Source organism: Chloracidobacterium thermophilum B, assembly GCF_000226295.1.
GTDB classification, from domain to species: Bacteria; Acidobacteriota; Blastocatellia; order Chloracidobacteriales; family Chloracidobacteriaceae; genus Chloracidobacterium; species Chloracidobacterium thermophilum.
Window position 1 is genome coordinate 142413 of the sequence record NC_016024.1, and the last position, 22297, is coordinate 164709.

Annotated in this window: 19 protein-coding genes; 13 read left to right on the forward strand and 6 right to left on the reverse strand. The window is 60.1% G+C overall.

The window, feature by feature from the left end:
- Positions 1–120 precede the first annotated feature (120 nt).
- The 4 genes from CABTHER_RS00565 to CABTHER_RS00580 all read right to left on the reverse strand — a co-directional run bounded on the left by CABTHER_RS00565 (position 121) and on the right by CABTHER_RS00580 (position 4474).
- The gene (locus tag CABTHER_RS00565; protein WP_187288389.1) at positions 121–1677 is read right to left on the reverse strand and encodes a DUF4394 domain-containing protein; all 1557 of its coding nucleotides are present in this window, start codon (positions 1675–1677) and stop codon (positions 121–123) included.
- Positions 1678–1813: 136 nt separating this feature from the next.
- Positions 1814–2356 (reverse strand): O-acetyl-ADP-ribose deacetylase, encoded by a 543-nt coding sequence (locus tag CABTHER_RS00570; protein ID WP_014098628.1) that lies wholly within the window; start codon positions 2354–2356, stop codon positions 1814–1816.
- Entirely contained in the window at positions 2337–3236 is a 900-nt protein-coding gene (locus CABTHER_RS00575; RefSeq protein ID WP_014098629.1) for an LpxI family protein, read from the reverse strand. Before CABTHER_RS00575 ends, CABTHER_RS00570 begins: the two co-directional genes overlap by 20 nt.
- 5 nt (positions 3237–3241) lie before the next feature.
- Complete coding sequence (locus CABTHER_RS00580) at positions 3242–4474, reverse strand: SurA N-terminal domain-containing protein (protein WP_014098630.1); 1233 nt, start codon at positions 4472–4474, stop codon at positions 3242–3244.
- Between the two features lie 162 nt (positions 4475–4636).
- On the opposite strand from CABTHER_RS00580, the gene rpsO reads away from it, so the two are divergent.
- The 5 genes from rpsO to CABTHER_RS00605 all read left to right on the forward strand — a co-directional run bounded on the left by rpsO (position 4637) and on the right by CABTHER_RS00605 (position 11658).
- Complete coding sequence (rpsO, locus tag CABTHER_RS00585) at positions 4637–4906, forward strand: 30S ribosomal protein S15 (protein ID WP_014098631.1); 270 nt, start codon at positions 4637–4639, stop codon at positions 4904–4906.
- Positions 4907–5204: 298 nt separating this feature from the next.
- Positions 5205–7379, forward strand: coding sequence for a polyribonucleotide nucleotidyltransferase (gene pnp, locus CABTHER_RS00590; protein ID WP_014098632.1), 2175 nt, complete (start codon positions 5205–5207; stop codon positions 7377–7379).
- A 122-nt stretch (positions 7380–7501) separates the two neighbouring features.
- Complete coding sequence (locus CABTHER_RS00595; protein ID WP_228374056.1) at positions 7502–7840, forward strand: integration host factor subunit beta; 339 nt, start codon at positions 7502–7504, stop codon at positions 7838–7840.
- Positions 7841–7908: 68 nt separating this feature from the next.
- On the forward strand, positions 7909–8457 hold the full coding sequence (locus CABTHER_RS00600; protein WP_014098634.1) for an HIT family protein: 549 nt from the start codon (positions 7909–7911) through the stop codon (positions 8455–8457).
- 39 nt (positions 8458–8496) lie between these two features.
- Positions 8497–11658, forward strand: a complete 3162-nt coding sequence (locus tag CABTHER_RS00605) for a PAS domain S-box protein (protein WP_014098635.1) — start codon at positions 8497–8499, stop codon at positions 11656–11658.
- A gap of 24 nt (positions 11659–11682) precedes the next feature.
- Here CABTHER_RS00605 and CABTHER_RS15195 read toward each other — a convergent pair whose 3' ends face one another.
- Entirely contained in the window at positions 11683–12645 is a 963-nt protein-coding gene (locus CABTHER_RS15195) for a hypothetical protein (RefSeq protein WP_049787436.1), read from the reverse strand.
- A 98-nt stretch (positions 12646–12743) separates the two neighbouring features.
- Entirely contained in the window at positions 12744–13406 is a 663-nt protein-coding gene (locus CABTHER_RS00615) for a hypothetical protein (protein WP_014098637.1), read from the reverse strand.
- Between the two features lie 254 nt (positions 13407–13660).
- On the opposite strand from CABTHER_RS00615, the gene secD reads away from it, so the two are divergent.
- From secD to CABTHER_RS00655, 8 genes are all read left to right on the forward strand, one after another.
- Complete coding sequence (gene secD / locus CABTHER_RS00620; RefSeq protein ID WP_014098638.1) at positions 13661–15349, forward strand: protein translocase subunit SecD; 1689 nt, start codon at positions 13661–13663, stop codon at positions 15347–15349.
- Positions 15350–15437: 88 nt separating this feature from the next.
- Positions 15438–16718: a protein translocase subunit SecF gene (gene secF / locus CABTHER_RS00625; protein WP_014098639.1), complete on the forward strand. Its 1281-nt coding sequence runs from the start codon at positions 15438–15440 to the stop codon at positions 16716–16718.
- 557 nt (positions 16719–17275) lie between these two features.
- Positions 17276–18064, forward strand: coding sequence for an energy transducer TonB (locus CABTHER_RS00630; RefSeq protein ID WP_014098640.1), 789 nt, complete (start codon positions 17276–17278; stop codon positions 18062–18064).
- A 146-nt stretch (positions 18065–18210) separates the two neighbouring features.
- The gene (locus CABTHER_RS00635; RefSeq protein WP_014098641.1) at positions 18211–18966 is read left to right on the forward strand and encodes a MotA/TolQ/ExbB proton channel family protein; all 756 of its coding nucleotides are present in this window, start codon (positions 18211–18213) and stop codon (positions 18964–18966) included.
- A gap of 3 nt (positions 18967–18969) precedes the next feature.
- Complete coding sequence (locus tag CABTHER_RS00640) at positions 18970–19401, forward strand: ExbD/TolR family protein (RefSeq protein WP_014098642.1); 432 nt, start codon at positions 18970–18972, stop codon at positions 19399–19401.
- A gap of 117 nt (positions 19402–19518) precedes the next feature.
- Positions 19519–19956, forward strand: coding sequence for an ExbD/TolR family protein (locus CABTHER_RS00645; RefSeq protein WP_081464615.1), 438 nt, complete (start codon positions 19519–19521; stop codon positions 19954–19956).
- Positions 19957–19965: 9 nt separating this feature from the next.
- Positions 19966–20826 carry a hypothetical protein gene (locus CABTHER_RS00650; RefSeq protein WP_148263868.1) on the forward strand — a complete coding sequence of 287 codons (861 nt, stop codon included), beginning with the start codon at positions 19966–19968 and terminating at the stop codon, positions 20824–20826.
- Between the two features lie 123 nt (positions 20827–20949).
- Positions 20950–22203 (forward strand): HesA/MoeB/ThiF family protein, encoded by a 1254-nt coding sequence (locus CABTHER_RS00655; protein ID WP_014098645.1) that lies wholly within the window; start codon positions 20950–20952, stop codon positions 22201–22203.
- Positions 22204–22297: the final 94 nt, after the last annotated feature.

Here is a 22297-nt window from a genome sequence, read left to right on the forward strand (position 1 = left end):
TGTTGCTGGTGGGAGGCGTGCCCTGTCTCTAAGGGGCCTGTCCCGGAAAGGCAAACGGACGGGGTTGCCCCCGTCCGTCGCCGGTTTGGCCCTCCGGTGGGCGGCTCAGCCGTGTGGAGTTCAGCGAAACTCGCCGTTCCAATTGCCTACCACCGGCTGGTCGCTGGCACTGCCGAAGGGGATCGTCAGGTCAGGTGTCCCACTCGTGTTGCTGTTGCGCAGAAGGAAGGTTCCATTGCGGAAAACACCCACCGAGTCGAAGCCTTTGCCCGTCCAGTCGCCCGCCACAGGGCGTTCTCCGGTCTGGCCGAACGTGAAGAACACGTCGGGGAGTCCCGGTGTGTTGTTGTTTCTCAGCAGGAACGTGCCGTCGCGGAACACCCCGATGCTGGTTTTGCCGTCGCCGTTCCAGTCACCCGTCACGGGAAGGTCCGTAACCTGCCCGAAGCTGATGGCACGGTCGGCAAAACCGGCTGTGTTGCTGTCTCTCAGGAAGAATATGCCGTTGCAGAAAACACCAACCGAGTCGAAACCCTTGCCGGTCCAGTCGCCGACCACGGGAATGTCGCCCGCCGCGCCATAGCTGAAAGCGATGTCGGCAAAGCCCGGTGTATTGGAGTTCTTCAGGAAGAACCGGGCCTGTAAGGGACGAAAGACGCCGATGGTGTCCACGCCGTCGCCATCCCAGTCGCCGGTAATGGGAATGTCACCCGGAAGCCCGTAGGCAAAGGCGGCATCGGCCATCCCACTCGTGTTGGTATTCCGCAGAAACGCCGTTCCCGTCGTCGGGCTATAGACCCCGATTTTGGTAACGTCGGTCACGAGACGGCTGGCCAGGGAGCCGCCGGAAAGCCCGGTCGTTGTGCCGGGTGAGAATTGCAGGAGCAGGGTCGCCCGGCCGGTGACGAGATCAAGGCGGTAAATCTGGACGGCCATACCCGTGCTGGTGAACAGCAGCGCGCTTCCCCCCTGCACCGGTGCATTGCTGGTCTGGGCGCGCACATTCGGGGAAATGTCAAAGCCGTTGATGGCGTCAACAGCCAACGGCGCACCGTTGAAGGTGATGTTGGCGACGAAGGTCTGCGTCCCGGAGTTGGGCGGACTCTGAATGTAGAGGGCGCGGCTGACTGTATCTATCGTGTACTGGGTGGTGACAGTGGCTCCGCCAAAAGCGTTGGTGTAGGCCGTGGCGGCCACGCCGGTCGAACCTGCGGGCAGCTCGTTGATGTTGCCATCCATCTGGATGCCGGGAGCGCTGGGGTTGCCGTCGAGCGGCAGTCCATCGTTGGGATTGAGCCGGAAGTTGAGGCCGTTGCCCGTGGTGATGCGCAGTCGGTCAACCACGGGGTTGAAGTCCATGCCATAGCCGTTGGCCGGCAGGGCGACCGGCGTTGTGCCATCCGCCTGCACAAAGGCTACGGCCGAGGGGGCCAGCGGGCTGCACGCGCCGGTTTTGGGATCAACGAGGTAGAGCGTGCCGTTGGACGCCGAGCTGTTGATACCCAGAGCGTAGAACTGCCCCGTGGCCGGACGGTAGTCCACCCCGACCAGTTGTTCCGTGGCGGCCACACCGGTCACTGGAACCTCGTTGGCCGCCAAGCTGCCGATGCTCACCTGTACCAGGCGCGTGCCGTTCTGGTTGAGCGTGACGGCTATAACGTTTGCCCGGCGTGGCAACGATGTGTCCACTTTGGGCAGGTGCGCGAAAGCAGCCAGCCTGTGGTTGCCCGCCCCGAAGGTGCGGCAGGGCAAAAAGCAACCGTACCGGGTAGGCGGTGTGAGCGTGCGGTCGTTGGAAAGGCTCGGCCAATCTTCAGGCCGGAGGCGGCCCGGCCACTTGGGCCAGCGCCCGGTGATAGTGCGCAGCCGTGCCTTCCGAAAAGCACATGAGGGTGACGTGCAGCGTCGGGTAGAGGGTCGTCAGCGCCGTCCACAGGGTATGGATGGCAATGGGCGCAGCGCGTTCGACAGGAAAGCCGTAAGCGCCGGTGGAAATGGCCGGGAAGGCAAGCGTTTGCAGACCATGCGCCGCCGCCAGTGCCAAGCTGTTGCGATGACACTCAGCCAGTATTTCGTCTTCTCCATGAGTGCCGCCACGCCATACGGGGCCGACGGTGTGGATGACCCAGCGGGCCGGGAGGCAGTAGCCACGGGTCAGCTTGGCCTGTCCCGGCGGACAACCGCCGAGCGTCCGGCACTCTTCCAGCAGCTCCGGGCCGGCAGCGCGGTGAATGGCCCCATCCACGCCTCCGCCGCCCAGCAGGGAAGGATTGGCGGCATTGACAATGGCATCACCGGCAAAGCGCGTGATGTCGCCAACGGTCACGATGAGACGATCAGGAATCAGTGTGGTCATGCGGTTGGGGAGTCGGCGGGATGCCCAGAATGGTCAGCTTGTGGCGGTTTGCCAGGGCAATGACGGCATCGCGGTCAAAGATGAGCGTCTTGCCGGCAGTCACGGCCAGGGCTGTCGCGCCAGCCGTCAGCATGGTTTCGATGGTCGCCCGTCCGATGACAGGCACATCGAAGCGCATATCCTGCTGTGGTTTGGCCACTTTGACAACGGTGAGTTCGCGCCGGTGGGCGAGTTCTCCGGCACGCAGGATGGCGGCGTCCGTCCCTTCCATGGCTTCGACGGCCACGACGGCGCGGTTGCGTACGACGATGGTCTGTCCGAGGTCCAGCCCGGCGATGACCTGGGCGACTTCCAGCCCGTAGTCAATGTCGGCACGCTCGCGGGCCGTGGGCTGGCGTTTGGTCAGAACACCAGCCGGGGCGAGCAGGTGCGGAACAAAGAGGGTGGAATCCACGAGTTCAATGCCGTCGGCCGCGAGTTCGGCCACCACGGCTCCAAGCAGCGAATCCGTGTTGTTGCGCGCCAGCTTGAGCAGCATCGTCGCCATGCGCCAGTCGGGAAGCGCCCCGCTGAAAATCTGGCGGTGCTTGACCTGTCCCGCCATGATGGCCCGCCGGACGCCTTCCCGGCGGAAGAAGCGGATCATCTTTCCAAGCTGCCCCAGTCCGCACCACTCAACCTTCACGCCCGTGCGGTCAATGTCGGGTGACGTTTCTTCCCGGATAGCCGCCACGACCATGCGGACGCCGGCCGCCCGCGCGCCTTCCAGGACGTAAAAGGGAAACTGCCCGTTGCCGGCAATGAGGCCGTAGGTCTCCGTATGACTGGTCACAGTCCCGGGCGCGTCTGGCAGGGCGTCCGACATGGCAGCGACCGGCATGAGCGTCAGCGCCCACCTTCCGTCGGCTTGGTTTCGGAGGGTTTGTCCGTGGCCGGCTTGGACTCCGCCGGCTTGTCGTCTGTGGGCTTCGGCGAGGTGTTCTGGTCGGCGCTTGTCCCGGCCGCCGACTTTTCAGACTTGGGCAGCAGGGCGGAGCCGGCCGGGCGGGCCGAGCCAAAGTTGACGGGGTTATCGAGAATGCGCTGGGCGAGGTAGTTCTCAATCCGGGCGTCGTTGGTAGCCGAGGCCTGGAGCGCTGCCACGAGGATTTGTTCGCGCTGCTGGCGGATGATGTCCACAATCCGCTTCCGAATTTCAGGATTGTCCAGCTTGGGTTCGATGGCTTCCGTCCGCTTGCCGGTCAGCTTGAAAATGTAGAGCCGCCCGTTGGAGCCGGGGATCGGCTCGGTGATCTGCCCTTCGGTCATGCTGAAAAAACGTTTGGCCAGGGCTTCCCCGAAGGTCTGCCGCAGAATGTCTTCCGGGAAAAACCCGGCATCGCCGCTGTTCTGGGCCGTCTGGATGTCTTCCGAGACGGTGCGGGCCACGGTGGCAAAGTCATCTCCGGCTTTGAGCCGTTCGGCAATCTTGGTGATTTTCTCCCTGGCCTGGGCTTCACCGATGGCATCGTTTTTCAGCCCGTTGTCGGCCGGGTCCACGGCGATGATGCCCAGCGAGACCCCCCGTTCGAGGCGGAACTGATCCTTGTTCTGGTTGAAAAACTCTTCGATTTCCTTGTCTGAGGGCGCCGGCACTTTGGCTTTGAGCTTTTCCTGAAGCTTGCTGACGAGCAGCGCGTGGCGGGTTTCTGTCCGAAACTCCTCTTCCGTCAATCCGGCTTCCTTGAGTTTTTTCCGGTAGTCCTCTTCGGACAGTCCCTCATCGGCAATCTGCCGCTTGACGGCCTGGTCAACTTCGGCATCCGTGACCTGGATTTGCTCGCGCTGGGCGCGCTGGAGCAGGATTTCTTCGTTGATGAGGGCATCAAGGGCCTTGAGTTGGGCAGCGGCCAGCTCGATAGGGCTGAGGTCGCTCAACTTGGCATTGGGTTGCTGCTGTTTGAGGGTCTGCTCGATGCGCCGGTTGACTTTGGCGAGCGGAATAACCACGGCATTGACTTTGGCGGCAATCTCGGCGGTGCCGCCGGTCGCACCGTCGGTCTGGTCACAACCGGCAAAAAAAACGGCGCTTCCGCCGGACAGCGCCAGGATGAGAACAAAGGATGCTAAACGCTTCACAAAGGACTCCTTATGGCGGCAACACAGGTTTGACTCGCACCACACGGTTCTGGTACAAATGCGAGTTTCACATACTAAAGGAAGACGAATCGAAGAGCAATCTACTGTACATCTTGGCGCTCCCGTTCGTTTTACCGGTATCGTTCTGGAGGGAATGTTTTCGTGGCACTGAGCGCAGAAGTCAAACGCAGCATTCTACAGGAATATGGGCGACATGCGACCGATACGGGGTCGTCGGAGGTGCAGATAGCTCTGTTGACCAAGCGAATTGAGGAGTTGACTGTCCACTTCAAGACCCACGTCAAGGACAATCACTCCCGGCGCGGCTTGCTCAAACTCGTCAGCCAGCGGCGGCGGTTGCTTAACTATCTCAAGCGTCAGGACGCCGAGCGTTACCAGCAGGTTATTTCAAAACTTGGCATTCGGAAGTAGGTGTGAAGATGGTTCCGGCGTGGTCGCGGGGCTGATGCGGAGCCAGGCGGTCATCACCGGACACCAGAGTGCAGGGGCGCGACCGGCCCAACCCGTCACTTGTCGGGCGCTTTTCAGCGTACCGAGGATGACGGGTTTTGTCTTTTGGCGTTTCATGCTGTGGAGAAGTCCATTGCCGCCGGGAGCTGACCGTGGCGCGGATAGTCCCGGCGCCGTGCGGCACTTCTGCCGGGCAGAACTTCCCTGCGGTGGCGTCCAGCGGTTTTTCTCAATGGGATGAAGGGAGATAAGACGTTTTATGTATATCAGGCAAGCGATTTCAGTTGGCGGGCGTGAACTCTCCATTGAAACCGGAAAGATCGCCAAACAGGCTGATGGAGCCGTGATGGTGACTTGTGGTGAAACCGTGGTGCTCGTGACAGCCGTGGCGGCCAAGGAGCCGAGTGCGCGGGGCTTCTTCCCGCTGACAGTGGATTACCGGGAATATGGCTACGCTTCCGGGCGCATTCCAGGCGGCTATTTCAAACGCGAAGGCCGCCCGACCGAACGTGAAATAGTCACGTCCCGGCTTATTGACCGCCCGCTTCGTCCGTTGTTTACCGAAGGCTTTGACAGTGAAACCCAGATCATCGCCCTGGTGATGTCTGCCGACAAGCACAATGACCCGGACGTTCTGGCGATTACCGGGGCCTCGGCGGCGCTCTACATTTCCGACATTCCGTTTGAAACGCCCATTGCCGGTGTCCGGGTGGGGTTGGTGGATGGCCGACTGGTCATCAATCCGACCTACCAGGAAATGCGGGCCTCCAGTCTGAACCTGACCGTGGCCGGCAGTGAAGAGGCCATCGTGATGGTCGAAGCCGGAGCAAAAGAAGTCAGCGAAGAAATCATGGTCGAGGCGTTGCTTTTCGGGCACAACGAAATCAAACGGCTGTGCGCCCTGCAGCACGAACTGCGCGCCAAGGTCGGCAAGCCAAAGCGTCAGGTCACACCCGTGACCTTGGACGAAGCCATTCTGCAGGCCATCGCGGCGGACTACACCGACCGGCTGCGGGCGGCGCTCGATGTGCGCGGACGCGACAAGCTGACGAGCTATGCCGAAGTGGATGCGCTTGAAAAAGAGGTCATTGGACGTTATCCGGCGGACGCGCCCGACCAGCGCGCCATGGCGCAGCGCGTGTTTGAGCACCTGAAAGAAAAAATCTTCCGGGAGGACATCCTGCTCAACCGCCGGCGTCCTGACGGGCGCAAGTTTTCGGAAATCCGGCCCATCGAGATTGAAGTCGGCGTGTTGCCCCGGGCGCACGGCAGCGCTCTGTTTACCCGTGGCGAAACCCAGGCGATTGTCACGGCCACCTTGGGCACGAGCCAGGATGTGCAGTACCTGGACGATCTGGAAGCCGGCGAAATCAAGCGGGATTTCATGCTCAACTACAATTTTCTCCCGTTCAGTGTGGGTGAAACCGGGCGGATGGGCAGTCCCGGACGGCGGGAAGTCGGTCACGGCGCACTGGCGCACCGCGCCCTGCAGGCTGTCCTGCCAACGGATGATTTCCCGTATGTGACGCGCGTCGTCTCCGATATTACGGAGTCCAACGGGTCATCTTCCATGGCCACGGTGTGCGGCGGCGCACTGGCCCTGATGGATGCCGGCGTCCCCATCAAGGCGCCCGTTGCCGGGGTCGCCATGGGGCTGGTGATGGACGACAAACGCTATGCCGTACTGACCGACATCGCCGGCGCCGAAGACCACTACGGCGACATGGATTTCAAAGTGGCCGGGACACGCCACGGCATTACGGCGCTTCAGATGGACATCAAGGTGAAAGGGCTGAATGCCCAAATCCTGGCCGATGCGCTTCAGCAGGCCAAACAGGGCCGGCTCTACATTCTGGAGAAAATGCAGGCGGTACTGCCGGCGCCACGACCGCAGATCAATCCACTGGCGCCGCGGATTCTGACCATGACCATTCCGGTGGCCAAGATTCGGGATGTCATCGGCAGCGGTGGCAAAGTCGTACGTGGCATTGTCGAGAAGACCGGCTGCAAGATTGACATCGAGGATTCCGGCCGGGTCATCATTGCAGCTTCGGACCAGGAAGCCGGGCAGCGCGCCCGGGCCATGATCGAGGCCATCATCGAAGAAGCTGAGCCTGGCAAAACCTATCTTGGCACGGTCACACGTATTGCCGAGTTCGGTGCTTTTGTCGAAATTTTCCCCGGCACGGAAGGGTTGTTACACATTTCGGAAATTGCCAACTACCGCGTCCGGTCGGTGGCGGACGAGCTCAAGGAAGGACAGCAGTTGATGGTCAAGTGTCTGAGCGCGGACCCCAGTGGCAAGATTCGTCTCAGCCGGCGGGCCCTGCTCGAAGAAACGTCCACCAGCAATGGGGAAACGGAGCGGTCCGCACCGCCGGAACGTTCAGGGTCGCCGGAGCGGGACAGCGACCGCCGTTCCCGCCGCCGCTGAAACCAGCCGGCAGCCGCGTGGTGAGCTTTTTCCGTAAAGTGAACGTTTTGGAAGACTTGCTGGAACCACAGTGGCTTTGGTAGCGTCTGTCCTGCAAGCTACAAGGCGGGAATTCCAAAACGTTGCTGAACCCTGCTGACGCCCACGTTCAAGGCAGAGCGAGGCTGACTATGACGAAAGCCGACCTGGTGGAAGTGGTGGCGCGGGCTGCCGACTTGACGAAAAAGGATGCCGAAGTCGTCGTTGAAGAGGTCTTCGCAGCCATCATTGAGTCCCTGAATCGCGGTGAAAAGATCGAATTGCGCGGTTTCGGCTCATTTCGTATCCGCCAGCGTAACCCACGCCGTGGGCGCAATCCCAAGACCGGCGACGCCGTGGACATCCCGGCCAAGGCGGTGCCCTATTTCAAGCCGGGCAAGGAGTTACGGGAACTCATCAACCAGCGGATGCCCTCGGCCTGAGACGGTTGCCCGGCTGGGCTCTTTCATCCGTGTGGTGGTCTGCCGGGAGTGGATCAAGGAGACACCTCGTGGACGTGCTGTGGAGTCCGTGGCGTTACCGCTACATTGCGGGGCTTGATCGCCAGCCGGAACATCCGGCCGAGGCGACCACGGCGTGCCCTTTTTGTCGGATTCCGGCGGAAGAGCGGGATGCTGAAAACTTCGTCCTGTACCGGGGACGCCACAACTTCGTTCTCCTCAACATCCATCCCTACATCAACGGCCACGTTATGGTCGTTCCCTATGCCCACGTCGGGAGGTTGTCGGCGCTCCCGACCGAGGCGGGGTATGAAATGTTCGATCTGACCCGCTATCTGACGGAAATCCTGACTCAGGAGTACCGTGCCATGGGGTGCAATGTTGGCATGAATCTTGGACAGGCCGCCGGCGCCGGCATTGCCGACCATCTGCACATGCACGTCATGCCGCGCTGGTTTGGGGATGTGAACTTCGTGACGACCATTGGGGAAACGCGGGTGCTCCCGGAAGAGTTGCCTACGACCTATGCCCGCCTGCGTCCCTACTTTGCCAAACTGGAGGAGAACGGGCTGCCGCCAGGCATTTCCGCCTCCGCATGAGGTGTGCCGTTGGTCCTTTGACCCGTTGGGTGCGTCACCATGCGTGAAATTCTCGAACCGATCGCCCATCAACTCCAGAATCCCCAGGACCTCGACCGCGTGTTGTCGGCAGTAGTACAACGGGCAGCCGAAAGCGTAACGGCCGTGTGCGCGCGCCTGTGGCTGATTCGGCGGGGGGATATATGCCAGACCTGCCAGTGGGCAGCGGACTGTCCCGACAAGCGGCGCTGCCTGCACCTGAAGGCAAACTTCGGGGTTCCCGTCGAAGCTGCTTACCGGCGTGCGCCCCTGGTTGTGCTTTCAGGGGAGCAGTTGGCACGTGGTGGCGTGGTAGCCTGGGCACCGCCGCCTTCAACCGCCGCGATGTTGCTGGACCCCCGGCTGGCCGATGAGCAGGGAGTGGTGTCGTTCATCGCCCATCCGTTGCGCGTCGAAAACCGTGTGCTGGGGCTGCTGGCCGTTTTCGGGGCGCGGATGTTTACAGTTGCAGACTTTGAAGCCTGCGCCATCCAGGCGGCAGCCGCCTCGACGGCCATCCGGGTTGCCGAACTGGTCAACCGCGTACAGCGGGCTGACACCACTGTGCGTGACAAGTCCCGCGAGTTGGAGCAGCAGAGCCGCCTGCTGACCGCCATTCTCACCCACTCGACGGACCGCGCCATTCTTATTGAGGACCTGGACGGCAACATTCTGGCGTTCAACGAGGGGGCACGCCGTGCCTATGGCTATGGCCCCGAAGAGGTCATCGGGCGCGCCACCGCCGACAAACTCCACGCGCCAGAGGACTGGCGCAGCGGCCACGTCAGCAGGATTTACCAGCAGGCACTGGAACAGGGGGCGTATGTCGGAGAAATCCGCCGGCAGCACCAGGATGGACACATCTTTGTCGAACACACGACATTGACTGCACTCCGGGACGAGGAAGGTGATCCGGCCGGGTTCCTCTCCCTTGCGCCGGTGGGCCCTGAGCCGTCCCGTGCGGCGGCTTCGGAGGGCATCCTGGAGGCGCTTGAAGAACTCGCCACCATCCGGCGACCGGAAAACATTGTGTCAGAAACCCTGTTGCAGATGTGCCGGTTGAGTGCGTCTCCGGCGGCTGCCCTGCTGACTTTGGAAGGAAGCGCCCTGGGGGTGCGCGCTGTCCACAGTGAGGCGGCCTTTGTGCCCGGGCTGGTTGGCCGGAAATGGTCTCTGGGGGATGTCCCGGAGCTGTTTCGCGCTCTGGAGCAGGGGCAGGTTGAGCCGCTTGGTGTCTCGGCCGACCGGTTGTTGGCGGATGCCTCTGCTGGCGGTTTGGCCGTCCCGATGCTGCGGCAGCAGGTGCAGTCCGTGGTGGTGCTTGTCGCTCCACAGCGGAAGGATGCCGGACCACTGCTCCAGTTGGCCAAACTGGCGGCGGCATTTCTCAAATGGCAGCTTCTGGCTGAGCAACTCGAAGCACGTGAACAGGCGTTGGTCACGGAAGAAGCCACCCGCAATGCCCGGCATGAACAACTGGCACAGGCGTATGAACAGCTTGCTGAGTCCCACCAGGCCGCCCTGGCCAAGGTGGCCGAACTCGAAGCCGGGCGGCAGAAGCTCCAGCAGTCCCTGCAGGCGGCGACGGATGCCCAACGTACGGCTGAGGCGCAGATCGCCGAGTTGGCGGCAAAGCTGGCCGGGGCCGAGGCCGAACAGGCACGTCTGATGGAAGCCTGCCGTCAGTCAGACGTTTTGGCTGAGCAGGCGCGCCAGGTGGCGGCCGAAGCGGCGGCCCGCTGTGAAACCCTGGTAGCCAGGCAGGAAGCTGCTCTTCGGGAGCGGGACCTTTTTCGGGCACGGGTTGAGCTGCTGGAAGCTGATTTACGCCAGACACGCCAGCACGCCGAGCGCGCCACCCACCAGCACGCTGAAGCCCTGGTTCACATCCACGAGCTGGAAGAGAAGCTGGCTGCCCGCACCCAGGACCTGGAAACTGCTGAGCAAGCCCTGGTCGAGCTGCAGGAGCGGTATGAAGCGTCCCATCACCAGATGACAGAACGGATCGCCCAACTTGAGGACCTGCTCGCTGAAGCCCAGCAATCCATAGCGACACACAGCGCGGAAGCCGAACGCCTCACGGCTCAGGTCCGCGAGTTGACGGAGGAAGTTGCCGCTGCACAGCAGGCACGCCTTGATGCCCAGCACGCGGTTGAGACCCTGCGCCACGACCTGGATACCACCCAGCAGTTGCTTGAAGAAGCCGTTGTGCGCAGTCAAACGGCCGAACACAGAGCGGCGGAACTGGAAGAACGTACCGCCACACTCCTTTCCGAAGTGATTGCTGTTCAGGAGGAACAGGCCCGGCTTATCAGCGAGTGCGAGGGGCTGGAAAGCGCGTTGTCCACGGCCAAAGCCGAGGTTGAGCGGCAAGCTCAGGCCATTGCTCTGTTTGAAAACCATATTGATACGCTCGAACGCTCACTGGCAACGAGCGAGGTGGCCCGTGCCGCACTTATCCAGCGGGTGGAAACACTGCTTGAGGAGCGGACGGTATGGCGACAGACCCTCGATCATCTGGAAGCACGTTTGGCCGAACGCCAAGCCGTGGCACAGGCGGCTGTTTCCGCTCCTCATGTGACCGGCGAAAGCACGTCCGTGGCACTGCCCCTGGCCGAGGGCGAAGTGGCGCGGCTGCGGGAACGGCTGGCCCAGCGTGAGGCGGAAAATGCCTCGCTGCGCCAGCGGCTGTCCCTGCTGCAGGGCACCTACCGGGAAACCGTCGCCGTGTTGCAGTCCCGCCTCGACGATCTCGCCAAACTCAATGCCATCACCGGAGCACACCGCAAACTTGAAGATGTGCTGTTTGAGACTTCTCCACCGTCTTCAACGGCGCCGGTCGTGGTAGTGGCCTGTGACGACGCCGACCTGCGCGCCCGGTTGGCCGCCTGGTGTCAGCAGGCTGGCTACCAGACAAGGCAGGTCATGGACAGTGACGCCACACTGGCGACACTGATGCTGGACCCGCCGCAGAGCATCGTGCTGGCCGGGACGCCAACCCACATCAGCGATGCCTACCGCCGCATCCGGCGGAATCCCGATTGGCGCACCCTCCCGATCGTCGTTATCACACCGGAGTCCTTTGCCGGCATCTCGGCTTCCCCCTCGACCCTGACCCTTGACCAGCAGGCGATTTCACCGGCGTCCCTCCAGAAGGCACTTCGGCGATGGTCGGCAGCGTAGAGTCCCGACCACTACGGATGACACCTAATGGCCGCTCGAACCAATGGTCCGCACAAGGCGCACGGCCATTGCCGGTCGAACCCGGTTGGGCATGCTACGGTCTGCGCCAAGGCCAACCTGGAAGGAATACTGCCGCCACTGAAACTGGGCCTGTGGCAAAACGGTCCAGTCCGTACGGCGTCTGGCGCCTACCGCCAGATTGGTTTCCAGACCAAGGACAAGGCGCTCAGAAACCTCCCGAAAGACCGTCGGGTTGAAGACGCCCCGGATGTTTCGCTGCGCCTCCTGGCGCTCGAACCGTACGCCCTGCATCGTAAACAATGACCAGTGCTGTCCGAAACGATGACCAGTCAGATGGAGTATATCAAGTTGCAGGTCTTTTCCTGAGCGCGCGCGTTCAAGCAGGGCCTGCCAGCCGTGGATGGAGCGCTGCCGGCGAAAGGTGCCGAAGGTTCCCTGAAGTCCAAACTTGAAGGCTTCCAGATGCCCACCCTGGAAAGGGATTTCAACCTCCACGGTGTGTCCAGGGGCAAAGGCCCATTCGACCTCCGGCGCCCAAGCGACACCGGTTGCAGGGCGGCCGATGGAGGGGCGGACAAGGGTGTTGACCTCCAGTTCACCCCGTTCGGCTCCCAGCGGGCGCATAAGGTCAAACAGCATGGGTTCTGGAATCACGGGAACCTGACGTGGCTTGGGCTTTTCCTGTTCCCGGTACGTACTTGGGGCAAGGTCCGGGAAGTTTTCGACGCCTTCCCGTCCATCGGCGACGGCATCGTTTGGAACGGAGTCCTGCGTTCCGGCTGGGGCCGGAAAAACGTCTGGGACCGGGACACGTCCCGCCGGTCTGGTGTCCGGTGGCGGTGCAGACAGAAGCGGCAGGTGCTGCCCCTGACCAGTGGATGAAAGTGCACACAGGGCAAGAACATGGGCAAGGCCGGGGACGAGGCTGGCCATCAGCCAGCGCCAGCGGCAAACACACTTTGGCATTGCGGAATCCTCCACGACAGTTCACTGCGGTTGCCAGGAACACCTGCCACGTGCTGGGCCAGGTGTCCTGTGAGCAGGAAGCCACCTTTCAGGTCAGTTCAGATCAGGGTGGTTTGGGTTGTCAGCGTGTGTGGAGGAGGGGCACGCGAGGGAAGCCCTGCCACGGACTCGTATGGTGTTCGATTCCGGTACGGACAGAACCAGACCCGGTGAGGTTCAATGTCCAGGGCCGTGAAGACCAGTCTCCAGAAAATCGGTGCTGGTTGGGGCGGGCGGGTACTTTTGGTCAACCAGTCGGCGGCCGTGGCGCTGTCTGTAGGTTCCGGCCCCGATTGGTACAGCGGCTCTCTGGTGACACAGGGGGTGAACACCCCGTGTCCGTCGTTTTCCAGGTGAATGAAGCGGCCAAGCAGCCCATCGGCCACCAGCAGGTCTGCCAGGTTGTCGGCGTTGACATCCTGGACGGCAAAACCGACGCCATTCGCCGTGATGGTCATCTTATCGGGCTGGCTGCTGAGGCGGACTTCGATCAGGTAGCGCCCATCGGTGGTGGTGTTACCTGAAACGGTGTCTGGCAGGTGGTCGCCGTCGAGGTACGCGATGATATGTCCCACAGGGCCGGCCGGGGCGGTCTGGTTGACCAGGCTGGACGGGCGCTGGGGTACAGTGTTCGGTCGCGACGCCAGAAACGACAGCCCCGGCAGGCCGGCCAGCACCAGACAAAACAGCCAGATTGGATGCCATCGGCGGCAGAAAACCATCGTTTACACCTCTGGGCTGGACGACGCCCGGTTGCTCACCAGTGTTTCAGTCAGCCGGTTAAAATACATAAAGTGTGAACCAGCACCGCTGATTCCAGGTGTGAGATTTTTAACACACAAGGGGACGGGTTCCACGCAGGCAAAGTCCACCGGTTGGGAAGCATCGCCAGGTTTCTCGAAAGCCCTTGCTGATTTACCTGGTTGCGCTATGCTTGGGACTTTTCCAAATCCTGTAGTCCATCGGAAACTGCAACATGCGCGAAAACGTTCTCCAGCGGGCCCTGGTCATCCTGGCGGTGACGCTGGCCTCCTTGTATGTCATTCTCATCGGCTGGCGCGCCCCACGCCTCGAAGATTTCAAATCCTTTGACCAGATCAAGAAAAACGTCGCCACAAACATCAAGCTGGGGCTTGACCTCAAGGGCGGTTCGCACCTCGTCATGCAGGTCATGGTGGACGAAGCCCTCAAGAAGCTGTGTGACGACAATGCCGAAAAAGCCAAGGGCATCCTGGAAAACATCGGCATTTCGGTCAAGGAAGCCAGGAGCCTGTCGGCAACCCAGCTTGCCATCACCATCAATGACGCCGAGCGCATAGCAGAAGCGCGGGACAAGGTACTGGAAGATTTTGGCAAGTCGGAATGGAACGCAACGGTCAGTGGGGACACGCTGACCTTCACGCTCAGCGAGCGGGTGGCTCAGGAGTACCGGCGGCGGGCGGTCGAGCAGGCGATGCTCATTATTGAAAACCGCATCAATGCCTTTGGCGTGGCTGAGCCGACCCTGCAACGGTATGGCCCGGAGCAAAACCACCAGATTCTGCTCCAGTTGCCCGGGGTGGACGATCCTGAGCGTGTCAAGAAGACGCTGGTGCTGGAGTCAAACCTGGAGCTGCGTCCGGTGGATGGCACCTACCGTACCTATGCCACACTCGAAGAAGCCAAGGCTGCCGTGGGGGTGCGGACGGATGTGGAAGCCCTGCCCCTTGATGAGCGCGACGAGGACGAAGCTACGGACGAAGACGGCAACCCGGTAACGCGCCGGAACCGTCAGCCCAAGCCTGATACACCCACGGCTTACATGGTCGTCTCCAAAACACCGGTCGTGGTGGGGCGCGACCTGCGCGATGCGTTTGCTGCTTCAGGCACTGTGGATGGTGATGGCGATTACCGCATCATTTTCAAACTCAAGGACGAAGCGGCAAAGAAATTTGGGGAATGGACCGGAAAAAACATTGGCAAGGGATTGGCCATCGTGCTGAATGGCCGCATCAAGTCCGCACCGACGATCCGGGGGCAGATTCGGGAAACCGGCGAAATCACCGGCAACTTCACCAAAGCCTCGGCCGAGGATTTGGCCCTCGTCCTGCGTTCCGGGGCCCTGCCAGCCCGCATTGTGTATCTGGAAGAGCGTACGGTTGGACCTTCCCTGGGGGCGGATTCGATTCGCCAGGGCGTGGCAGCTTCTATTGCCGGTCTGGTGTTTATCCTGGTGTTTATGGTCGTGTACTACCGCCTGTCCGGTGTCAACGCCATCATTTCGCTCATTCTCAACCTGGTGATGCTGCTGGCGGCAATGGCGATGTTCGGTGCGGTGCTCACCTTGCCGGGCATTGCCGGCGTCATTCTGACCATCGGGATGGCTGTGGACTCGAATGTGCTCATCTTCGAGCGCATCCGCGAAGAACTGCGGGCTGGTAAAGCCGTCATCAATGCCGTTGAACTTGGCTTCGACAAAGCCTTCATCACCATCCTGGATACCCACGTCACCACGGTCGTCTCGTCCCTGATTCTGTTCGTGTTCGGCACGGGTCCCATCCGTGGCTTTGCCGTCACGCTTCTGGCCGGACTTCTGGCCAATATCTTCACGGCCACTTTCGTGTCAAAAACGATGTTTGGCTATGTGCTGTCGCGTTCTGAACGTCCGACGGCGCTCAGTATCTAGGTAGAGACGGCCACAGGCAGGGCGGCTGTTCCTTGCAGTGGGACAGGTGCTGTGCCGGGGTCCGGACCTGTGTTTGTGAGATGTCATCATGATGGAACTGTTTCGGAACCCGAACTACGACTTCCTTGGGAAAGCCAAGTATTTCATCGGCTTTTCGGTGATTGTCCTGGTGGCCGGCTGCATCTCCATGGTGGTTCGTGGCTTCAACCTGGGCGTGGACTTTGCCGGCGGCACGAAGATGACCGTCCGCTTTGTGTCGCCGCCGGACGAGAACCGGATTCGTGAAGCGCTCCGCAAGGGCGGCTACACACCGGACAAGGTGGTCATCCAGCGGACTGGCAAGCAGTTGAGCCAGTCTGACCGCAACGAGGTCTTCATCAACACGCCCCAGACCGAAGCCGATGTGGATGGCGACAAGCGGAAAATCACCGAGGCGTTGCAGAAGTACTACGGAGCACCGGCTGACCCTGACAAACTCGACATCAATCTGGTCGGTGCCTCAAGCCTGGCCACGCGGCTGACGGAACTCGATGTGCTGGACCTCAAGAAGACCCTACCGCCGGGTGAAGCCGAACGTGAGTATCGCCGCTTTGCCGACCATGTCATCCAGACCCGGGACGCTGCCGGGGGCACGCTGGCAGACCTGAAAGCCATTCCGCTCACTGGCTTTGACCCGAAGATGGCCGAAGCCCTCGAACAGGCGGCAACGGTTGGTGCGTTCAACGTCGTCAGTGCGGAAATCGTCGGCCCGCAGGTGGGCAAGGACCTGCGCAACCGGGCCATCATTGTCACCATTGTGGCCTGTATTGGGATGTTGCTGTTTATTGCCTTTCGGTTTGAGTGGGTGTATGGCGTAGCTGCCGTCATCGCCGTCGTGCACGATGTCCTGGTGACACTGGGGCTGTTTTCCCTCTTTCAGTGGGAAATTTCGCTGACCTTCATTGCGGCGATGCTGACCCTGGTGGGCTACTCGATGAATGACACCATCGTGATTTTCGACCGCATCCGGGAGCAGCTTGCCGAACGGCGCCGGGATGACCTGGCCGTCGTCACCAATGATGCCATCAACCAGACGCTGTCACGCACGGTCATTACCTCCGGGTTGACACTGCTTTCGGTGCTGGCCCTAGTGCTTTTCGGAGGAGAAGTTCTCAAGAGTTTCTCGTTGGCGCTGCTGGTGGGGATTCTGTTCGGCACCTATTCCTCGATTGCCATTGCCAGCCCCATCCTGCTGTGGTGGAAGCGGTATCTGGCGCAGCGGCAGCCAGCCGCGGTACCGGCGGAAGCCACGACCCGTACTGGCGGTGAAAAGCGCGTCGGTGGTGAAAAGCGTTCCGGGCGGACGGCAAAATCAGCTCCGACCCGGTGAGGCCCTGCCGGGACCGGGTGACGGCCCGGTGGTGGAAGCTGTGGGAGGTCTGTTCCGCTTGCCTGCATCTGAATTTTAGTGGGGGCCGGTTGACCGGGAACTTTTGTGGCGGGCCGCGTGTCAAACCGCATGAACACCCAAGGCGCTGTCAGATGGTGCCTATCTGTCACAGGTGGTCTGTCACAGATGGCCGGTCTGACGCGGCTGCGGACCGTTTGCGGCCGAAAAAGCCAGTCTGAAAAAGCCGGAGTGGATGCGGTAAGGGGCCCCTGAGCACGGAAAAGTCTTGACTTAATCCCGTGCCGAACAGTAACGTCTGGCGCATTCAAGACACGCCAGAGTGATGTAACGATACTGCCAGCAAGTCGGCTATCGGTTGAGCATTCCAACATTGCATGACCAAGTGCTGGTGCTGAGGCAATGTGACGAAGCCGTTGCACATACCTGATACCCGAATATCGTACAGCTCCATCAGGCTTTACGGCCGACTCCGTCTATATGGGAGCACACCCCTGCTGGTAACGTTCCCGATTGCCTGTGGAAGGTGAGGTAAAGATATGTTCGACACCATGGTTGAGTCCACTTCGCAAGCCAAAGACGCCGGTCGGCGCTCAGCCTTCTTTTTCGTGACGCTCATTATCTGGGTGGTCGGCTTCACTGGCCTGGTAATTTGGCAGGTGTGGACCTATGCCGCCGAACTAAGTCAGTCGGCCAACGATGTAACACTGCTTGCTCCGCCACCACCGCCGCCGCCACCGCCGCCGCCACCACCGGCTGCCACGACATCGGCACCTCAGACCAAGGCGCCGATTGTTGACGACACATTTACCGCGCCGAAAGAAGTCCCGAAGGAAATCAAGGAGATTCCAAAGCAGGCCCAACTCCGTTCACGGGTTGGCGATGCTGGTGCTAGTGATGCGGCTGGAATGGTAGGTGGTGTACCGGGTGGTGTACCGGGTGGTGTACCGGGTGGTGTACCGGGTGGTGTACCTGGGAGCACGGGGGATGCTGCACCGCCGCCGCCGCCGGATCCGCCCAAAGAAGCTCAGGTGCCTTCTGGCCCTGTTCGGAAAAGTGAAGGTGTTCTCAAGGGAAATGCCATCAACCGTGTGCAGCCGGACTATCCAGCCGTTGCCAAGTCTGCCCGGATACAGGGAGCGGTCGTCGTTGAGATTGTCATCAATGAGGAAGGGCAGGTGATCAGTGCGCGGGCGGTGAGTGGTCCGGCATTGTTACAGCAGGCTGCGGTGAGTGCTGCCCGTCGGTGGACGTTCAAGCCGACCATTCTCAATGGTCAGCCGGTGAAAGTCTCCGGGGCGATTACGTTCAACTTTGTACTCAACTAGGGAGCTCGTGCCATCCGTAAGCGTGTGTATGGGGTGCGCCCCTGTTCTCAAGTGACCAGCGGGGGCTTCCTCTCGCTGGAGAGGAGGCTGTAACGCTCCTGGTCCCTACCTTGGAAGCTTTCTTCTACTTTGGAGGATGACATCTCATGACGTTGCTGTTCACAAAGTTCGGCTTGCTGACTATGCAGGCAGTCATCATGTTTGCTGCTGAAGGCGGCAAGGCCGAAACCGAAGACTTTACCCTGCTCGGCATGATCCGCAAGATGGGGCCGACGGCGTTGGTCGTGGCGATCATTTTGTTCCTCATGTCGGTCTATTCGATTGCCATCATGGTTGAGCGTTTTCTGACCTACACGCAAGCCAAAACCCAATCGCGTGAATTCGCTCCCAAAGTGGCGCAGGCACTGAAGAATGACCGTATTGAGGAAGCCATTAACATCGCTGACCAGCACCGCAAGAGCCATCTGGCGGTGGTTGTCAACGCCGGCTTGCAGGAATTCCGTGCGCATCAGAATGACCCGAATCTTTCCGGTGATGTGATTGAAGCCTCAAAGCGGGCCCTGCAACGGGCGGTCGCCGTCAAGATGGCCGAGTTCAAGAAGGGGCTTTCGGGGTTGGCCACGATTGGTTCGACAGCGCCATTTGTGGGTCTCTTTGGCACAGTCGTTGGGATCATCAACGCCTTCCAGGGGATGAAGGAAGCTGAAGGCGCTGGGATTGGAGCGGTGGCTGGAGGCATCTCCGAAGCGCTGGTTGAGACGGCATTTGGACTCCTGGTGGCGGTACCAGCGGTGTGGATGTTCAACTATTTCACAAGCAAGGTCGAGGCCTATAACGTCGAAATGGAAAATTCATCATCCGAGTTGATTGATTATTTCCTGAAGCGGCGGGGAGTGCGCTAAGCCATGGGCATGTCGGCTGGTGGTGGAAGCAGCTACAACAGCGACATCAACGTGACGCCCATGGTGGATGTGATGTTGGTGCTGCTGATCATCTTTATCGTCGTTACTCCCCTGTTGTCGCAAGGGGTCAATGTCAACTTGCCTGAAAATGACAACCCGGATGAAGACCCAAACATTACCAAGGACACTTCAGTCGTAGTCTCGATTCCACAGGCGGGGCAGTACTACGTTGGGCGTGAGCCGGTCGCCCGGACGGAGTTGGTCGAGCGGATCAAACGCCTGATGCGGGAGAAAGCCAGAAAGGAAGAACAGGTCGTTTACATCCGGGCAGAGAAGACCGTTCCTTACGGCGAGGTGGTGATGACCGTGGACGCCATCCGCAACGCCGGTATAGACCGGATTGGACTCGTCACTGAAAAGCGCAAGAAGAAGTGACCCCAATGACCTGTCCGCCCCTCCCACGGCTGCTGCCGCACATAGGTTGGCACGTGCCGAGGGGCACAAGGTTTGCGGGTCTCAATGAAGGATGCAACCTGTTAGGAGGGGACAACCATGGGGATGTCAACTGGCGGCGGCCCAAGTGGGAGTGACACCAGCGGCCCGCGCCCGGATGTCAACATTACACCGCTGATAGATGTCCTGCTGGTGATGATCATTATCTTTATGGTCATCAAACACAAGGACCCACACCGCTTTGAGAGCAAAATCCCGGAAAAGCCCAAAGAGCAGCAGCAGGTGAAAAGTGACACCATCTTTCCGGTGCTGACGATTGATCGGCAGGGTGTCATCCGGTGGAACACACAGGAAAAAACCGAAGAGCAGCTCAAACGTGAGCTGAAAGAGTTTTTGGATAATCGTCCGTCTGATCTTCGGGCGGCTTTTATCAAGGCCCCACGGGATGTCCAGTATGAGCGCGTCATGAAGCTCATTGACCTTGCCAAGGGCGCTGGTGCTTCTCCAATTGGATTGCAGATTGACAACCTCGATTGAATGACTCCCATGACGACACAAACACTGCGTGACTGCTGGACGTGGAGTTCTGCTTGGCACCGGGTTCTTCCCTTGTGCGGGGCGCTGACGCTTGCCTTTGGTTTAGCTGGATGTAATCTCGTCAACAAGTTTGTTGCCAAGGATCTACTGAATGAGGGGGCACGGCAGTACAACAAGGGGCATTACGAAAAGGCAGAAAAGATTTTCAAGGAAGCCATTGAGCGTGACCCCGATTTCCTCCAGGCCAAACTCTTCTATGCCACAGCCATACGCTCTCGCGTCAACAATGAAGACGGTGAAGAGCAAATCAAAACTGCCAAACAGGCCATCGAGGCCTACCTGGAACTCCTCAAACCTGAAAACGAGAAACGACTGAAAGAGCGCGATCGTGACCAGACATACGCCTTTATTGCTGACCTGTACAAAACACTCGACGATCAAAAAAGCTACCAGGAGTGGCTGAAAAAGCGTGCTGAACTTCCCAACCAGAAGCCGACAACAAAGGCTGAGTGTCTTTATTCCATTGGTGTCATCTATTGGAATGAAGCCACAAAAATATCGAGAAAGTACGAAACCCAAGTGCCAGGTAAGCTTCCGGAAGTAGCCAAGCCGGACAAATGGAAGAAAGAAGACATTGATGCGCTCCTACAAGCCGTTCAGACAGGGCTGAAGTATATTGAAGAAGCCATTGCTGTCGATCCGCGGTATGCCAATGCCTACAGTTACAAGTCTCTCCTGCTCAAGGAACAAGCCAAAGCCACGGCTGATCCAAAGGTTGTCAACCAGCTCGAACAGGCAGCTCAGGAGGCAGTTGAGAAGTTTCAAGAGCTGAACCGACAGGCGGCGGCTGAGCTGTCTGGCAGCAGCTAAGCTTGTTTTTCCAAAATCCTGCTGTGTTCTGTTGACCGTAGCTTGGAAGCAGCTACGGTCAATCTTTTTGTAACCTCTCCCAACGCTGCAACACTCTGGCTGTGCCTAGCCGGAACTGCGTCTATGGAATCCTTCTTTGAGCGACAGGAACGACTAAGCTGGTGGCGGCAGGATGTCCTGCGGGCGGCACGCATTATGGTGGTTGGGGCTGGTGCTCTGGGCAACGAGACCCTCAAAAACCTGGCCCTCCTTGGGGTGCGATGGATGCTGGTCGTTGACCAGGATGACATCGCCCCTTCCAACCTCAGTCGTACCGTCTTGTTTCAGCCTTCCGACATTGGTCGCCGCAAGGCAAAGGTCGCTGCTGAGCGGACACAAGCCCTCTGCCGTGATAACGGAGGAACGGTCCGCCCACTGGATGCCGACCTGGTGTGGGACATTGGCCTGGGGGTCTTTCGGCGGGTGGATGTGATTTTGGGCTGTGTGGATAACGACGAAGCGCGCTTGGCCATCAATCGCGCCGCGCGCGCCGTGGGCATTCCCTGGATCAATGCCGGCATGCATGAACTGACCGGCAGTGTCACCTCCTTTTCAGGTGAGGCCGGAGCCTGTTTTGAATGTGCTGTGACCCCGGATCAGGTCGCTGATGCACAATCACGGTATGATTCATGCGAGCAGGTGCGCCGGCGCTACCTCGTGGAAGAACGTTTGCCGACCATCCAGGTGACATCCGCACTGACTTCTGCTCTCCAGGTGCAGGAGGCGCTCAAGGTTTTGCACAGGGAGCCGGTGAACTTCGGTGTGCGGTACGTGTACAATGGACTCACCCACGGTTTTCACGCGATTCAGTTGCCTTATGACCCGCACTGTCTGGCGCATGGTCGGCTTGGCTCAGTTGTCGAACTGCCGATTGGCGCCGATGCTTCACTGAGACAGACGCTTGATGTTCTTGAAGCGCATTTCGGTCACGGTGTGACCGTTCACCTCGACCGGCGTTACATCCGCCGCATTGGGTGCCGTCGGTGTGGACGGCCGCTGCTGGTTCAGCGTCCGGCGCATCGGATCTACGATGACGAGTTGGTTTGCGCTGACTGTCCAAGCCCTGGTGATTTTGCTATAAGTGAAGCCATGCCACAGGTGGCCACCGCAGACAGTTACATTGAGATTGTGACCTGTTTTACAGGTGATACCTTTGGGGGAGTCCCCATGACAGATGAGGATGAAAGGCGTACGTTGCGTCAACTGGGAATCCCTCCCCTGCACATTCTGACAGTCGAAGACCGGTGTGGGCGGCGTTGGTCATGCGAGTTGACCGGTGACGTGGCAACGGTCTTGGGAGACTGGGGAGTAGAAACCTTGACCTCCTCACGTGGATAACCGGTTTTGGACGCAGGTCTTGCGTCTCTAACTTGGACGGATTTCCCTGAAGCGCGGCGTGTGAGCCTAAGCATGGTGGGCGATGGCTTCAGGA

Bases quoted from the DNA above. Each gene is read 5' to 3' on its own strand.
- CABTHER_RS00570 (WP_014098628.1), bottom strand. From the start codon at position 2,356: ATGACCACACTGATTCCTGATCGTCTCATCGTGACCGTTGGCGACATC.
- CABTHER_RS00575 (WP_014098629.1), bottom strand. From the start codon at position 3,236: ATGCCGGTCGCTGCCATGTCGGACGCCCTGCCAGACGCGCCCGGGACT.
- pnp (WP_014098632.1), top strand. From the start codon at position 5,205: ATGTATATCAGGCAAGCGATTTCAGTTGGCGGGCGTGAACTCTCCATT.
- CABTHER_RS00605 (WP_014098635.1), top strand. From the start codon at position 8,497: ATGCGTGAAATTCTCGAACCGATCGCCCATCAACTCCAGAATCCCCAG.
- CABTHER_RS15195 (WP_049787436.1), bottom strand. From the start codon at position 12,645: ATGCCAAAGTGTGTTTGCCGCTGGCGCTGGCTGATGGCCAGCCTCGTC.
- CABTHER_RS00615 (WP_014098637.1), bottom strand. From the start codon at position 13,406: ATGGTTTTCTGCCGCCGATGGCATCCAATCTGGCTGTTTTGTCTGGTG.
- secD (WP_014098638.1), top strand. From the start codon at position 13,661: ATGCGCGAAAACGTTCTCCAGCGGGCCCTGGTCATCCTGGCGGTGACG.
- secF (WP_014098639.1), top strand. From the start codon at position 15,438: ATGATGGAACTGTTTCGGAACCCGAACTACGACTTCCTTGGGAAAGCC.
- CABTHER_RS00630 (WP_014098640.1), top strand. From the start codon at position 17,276: ATGTTCGACACCATGGTTGAGTCCACTTCGCAAGCCAAAGACGCCGGT.
- CABTHER_RS00635 (WP_014098641.1), top strand. From the start codon at position 18,211: ATGACGTTGCTGTTCACAAAGTTCGGCTTGCTGACTATGCAGGCAGTC.
- CABTHER_RS00640 (WP_014098642.1), top strand. From the start codon at position 18,970: ATGGGCATGTCGGCTGGTGGTGGAAGCAGCTACAACAGCGACATCAAC.
- CABTHER_RS00645 (WP_081464615.1), top strand. From the start codon at position 19,519: ATGGGGATGTCAACTGGCGGCGGCCCAAGTGGGAGTGACACCAGCGGC.
- CABTHER_RS00650 (WP_148263868.1), top strand. From the start codon at position 19,966: ATGACGACACAAACACTGCGTGACTGCTGGACGTGGAGTTCTGCTTGG.
- CABTHER_RS00655 (WP_014098645.1), top strand. From the start codon at position 20,950: ATGGAATCCTTCTTTGAGCGACAGGAACGACTAAGCTGGTGGCGGCAG.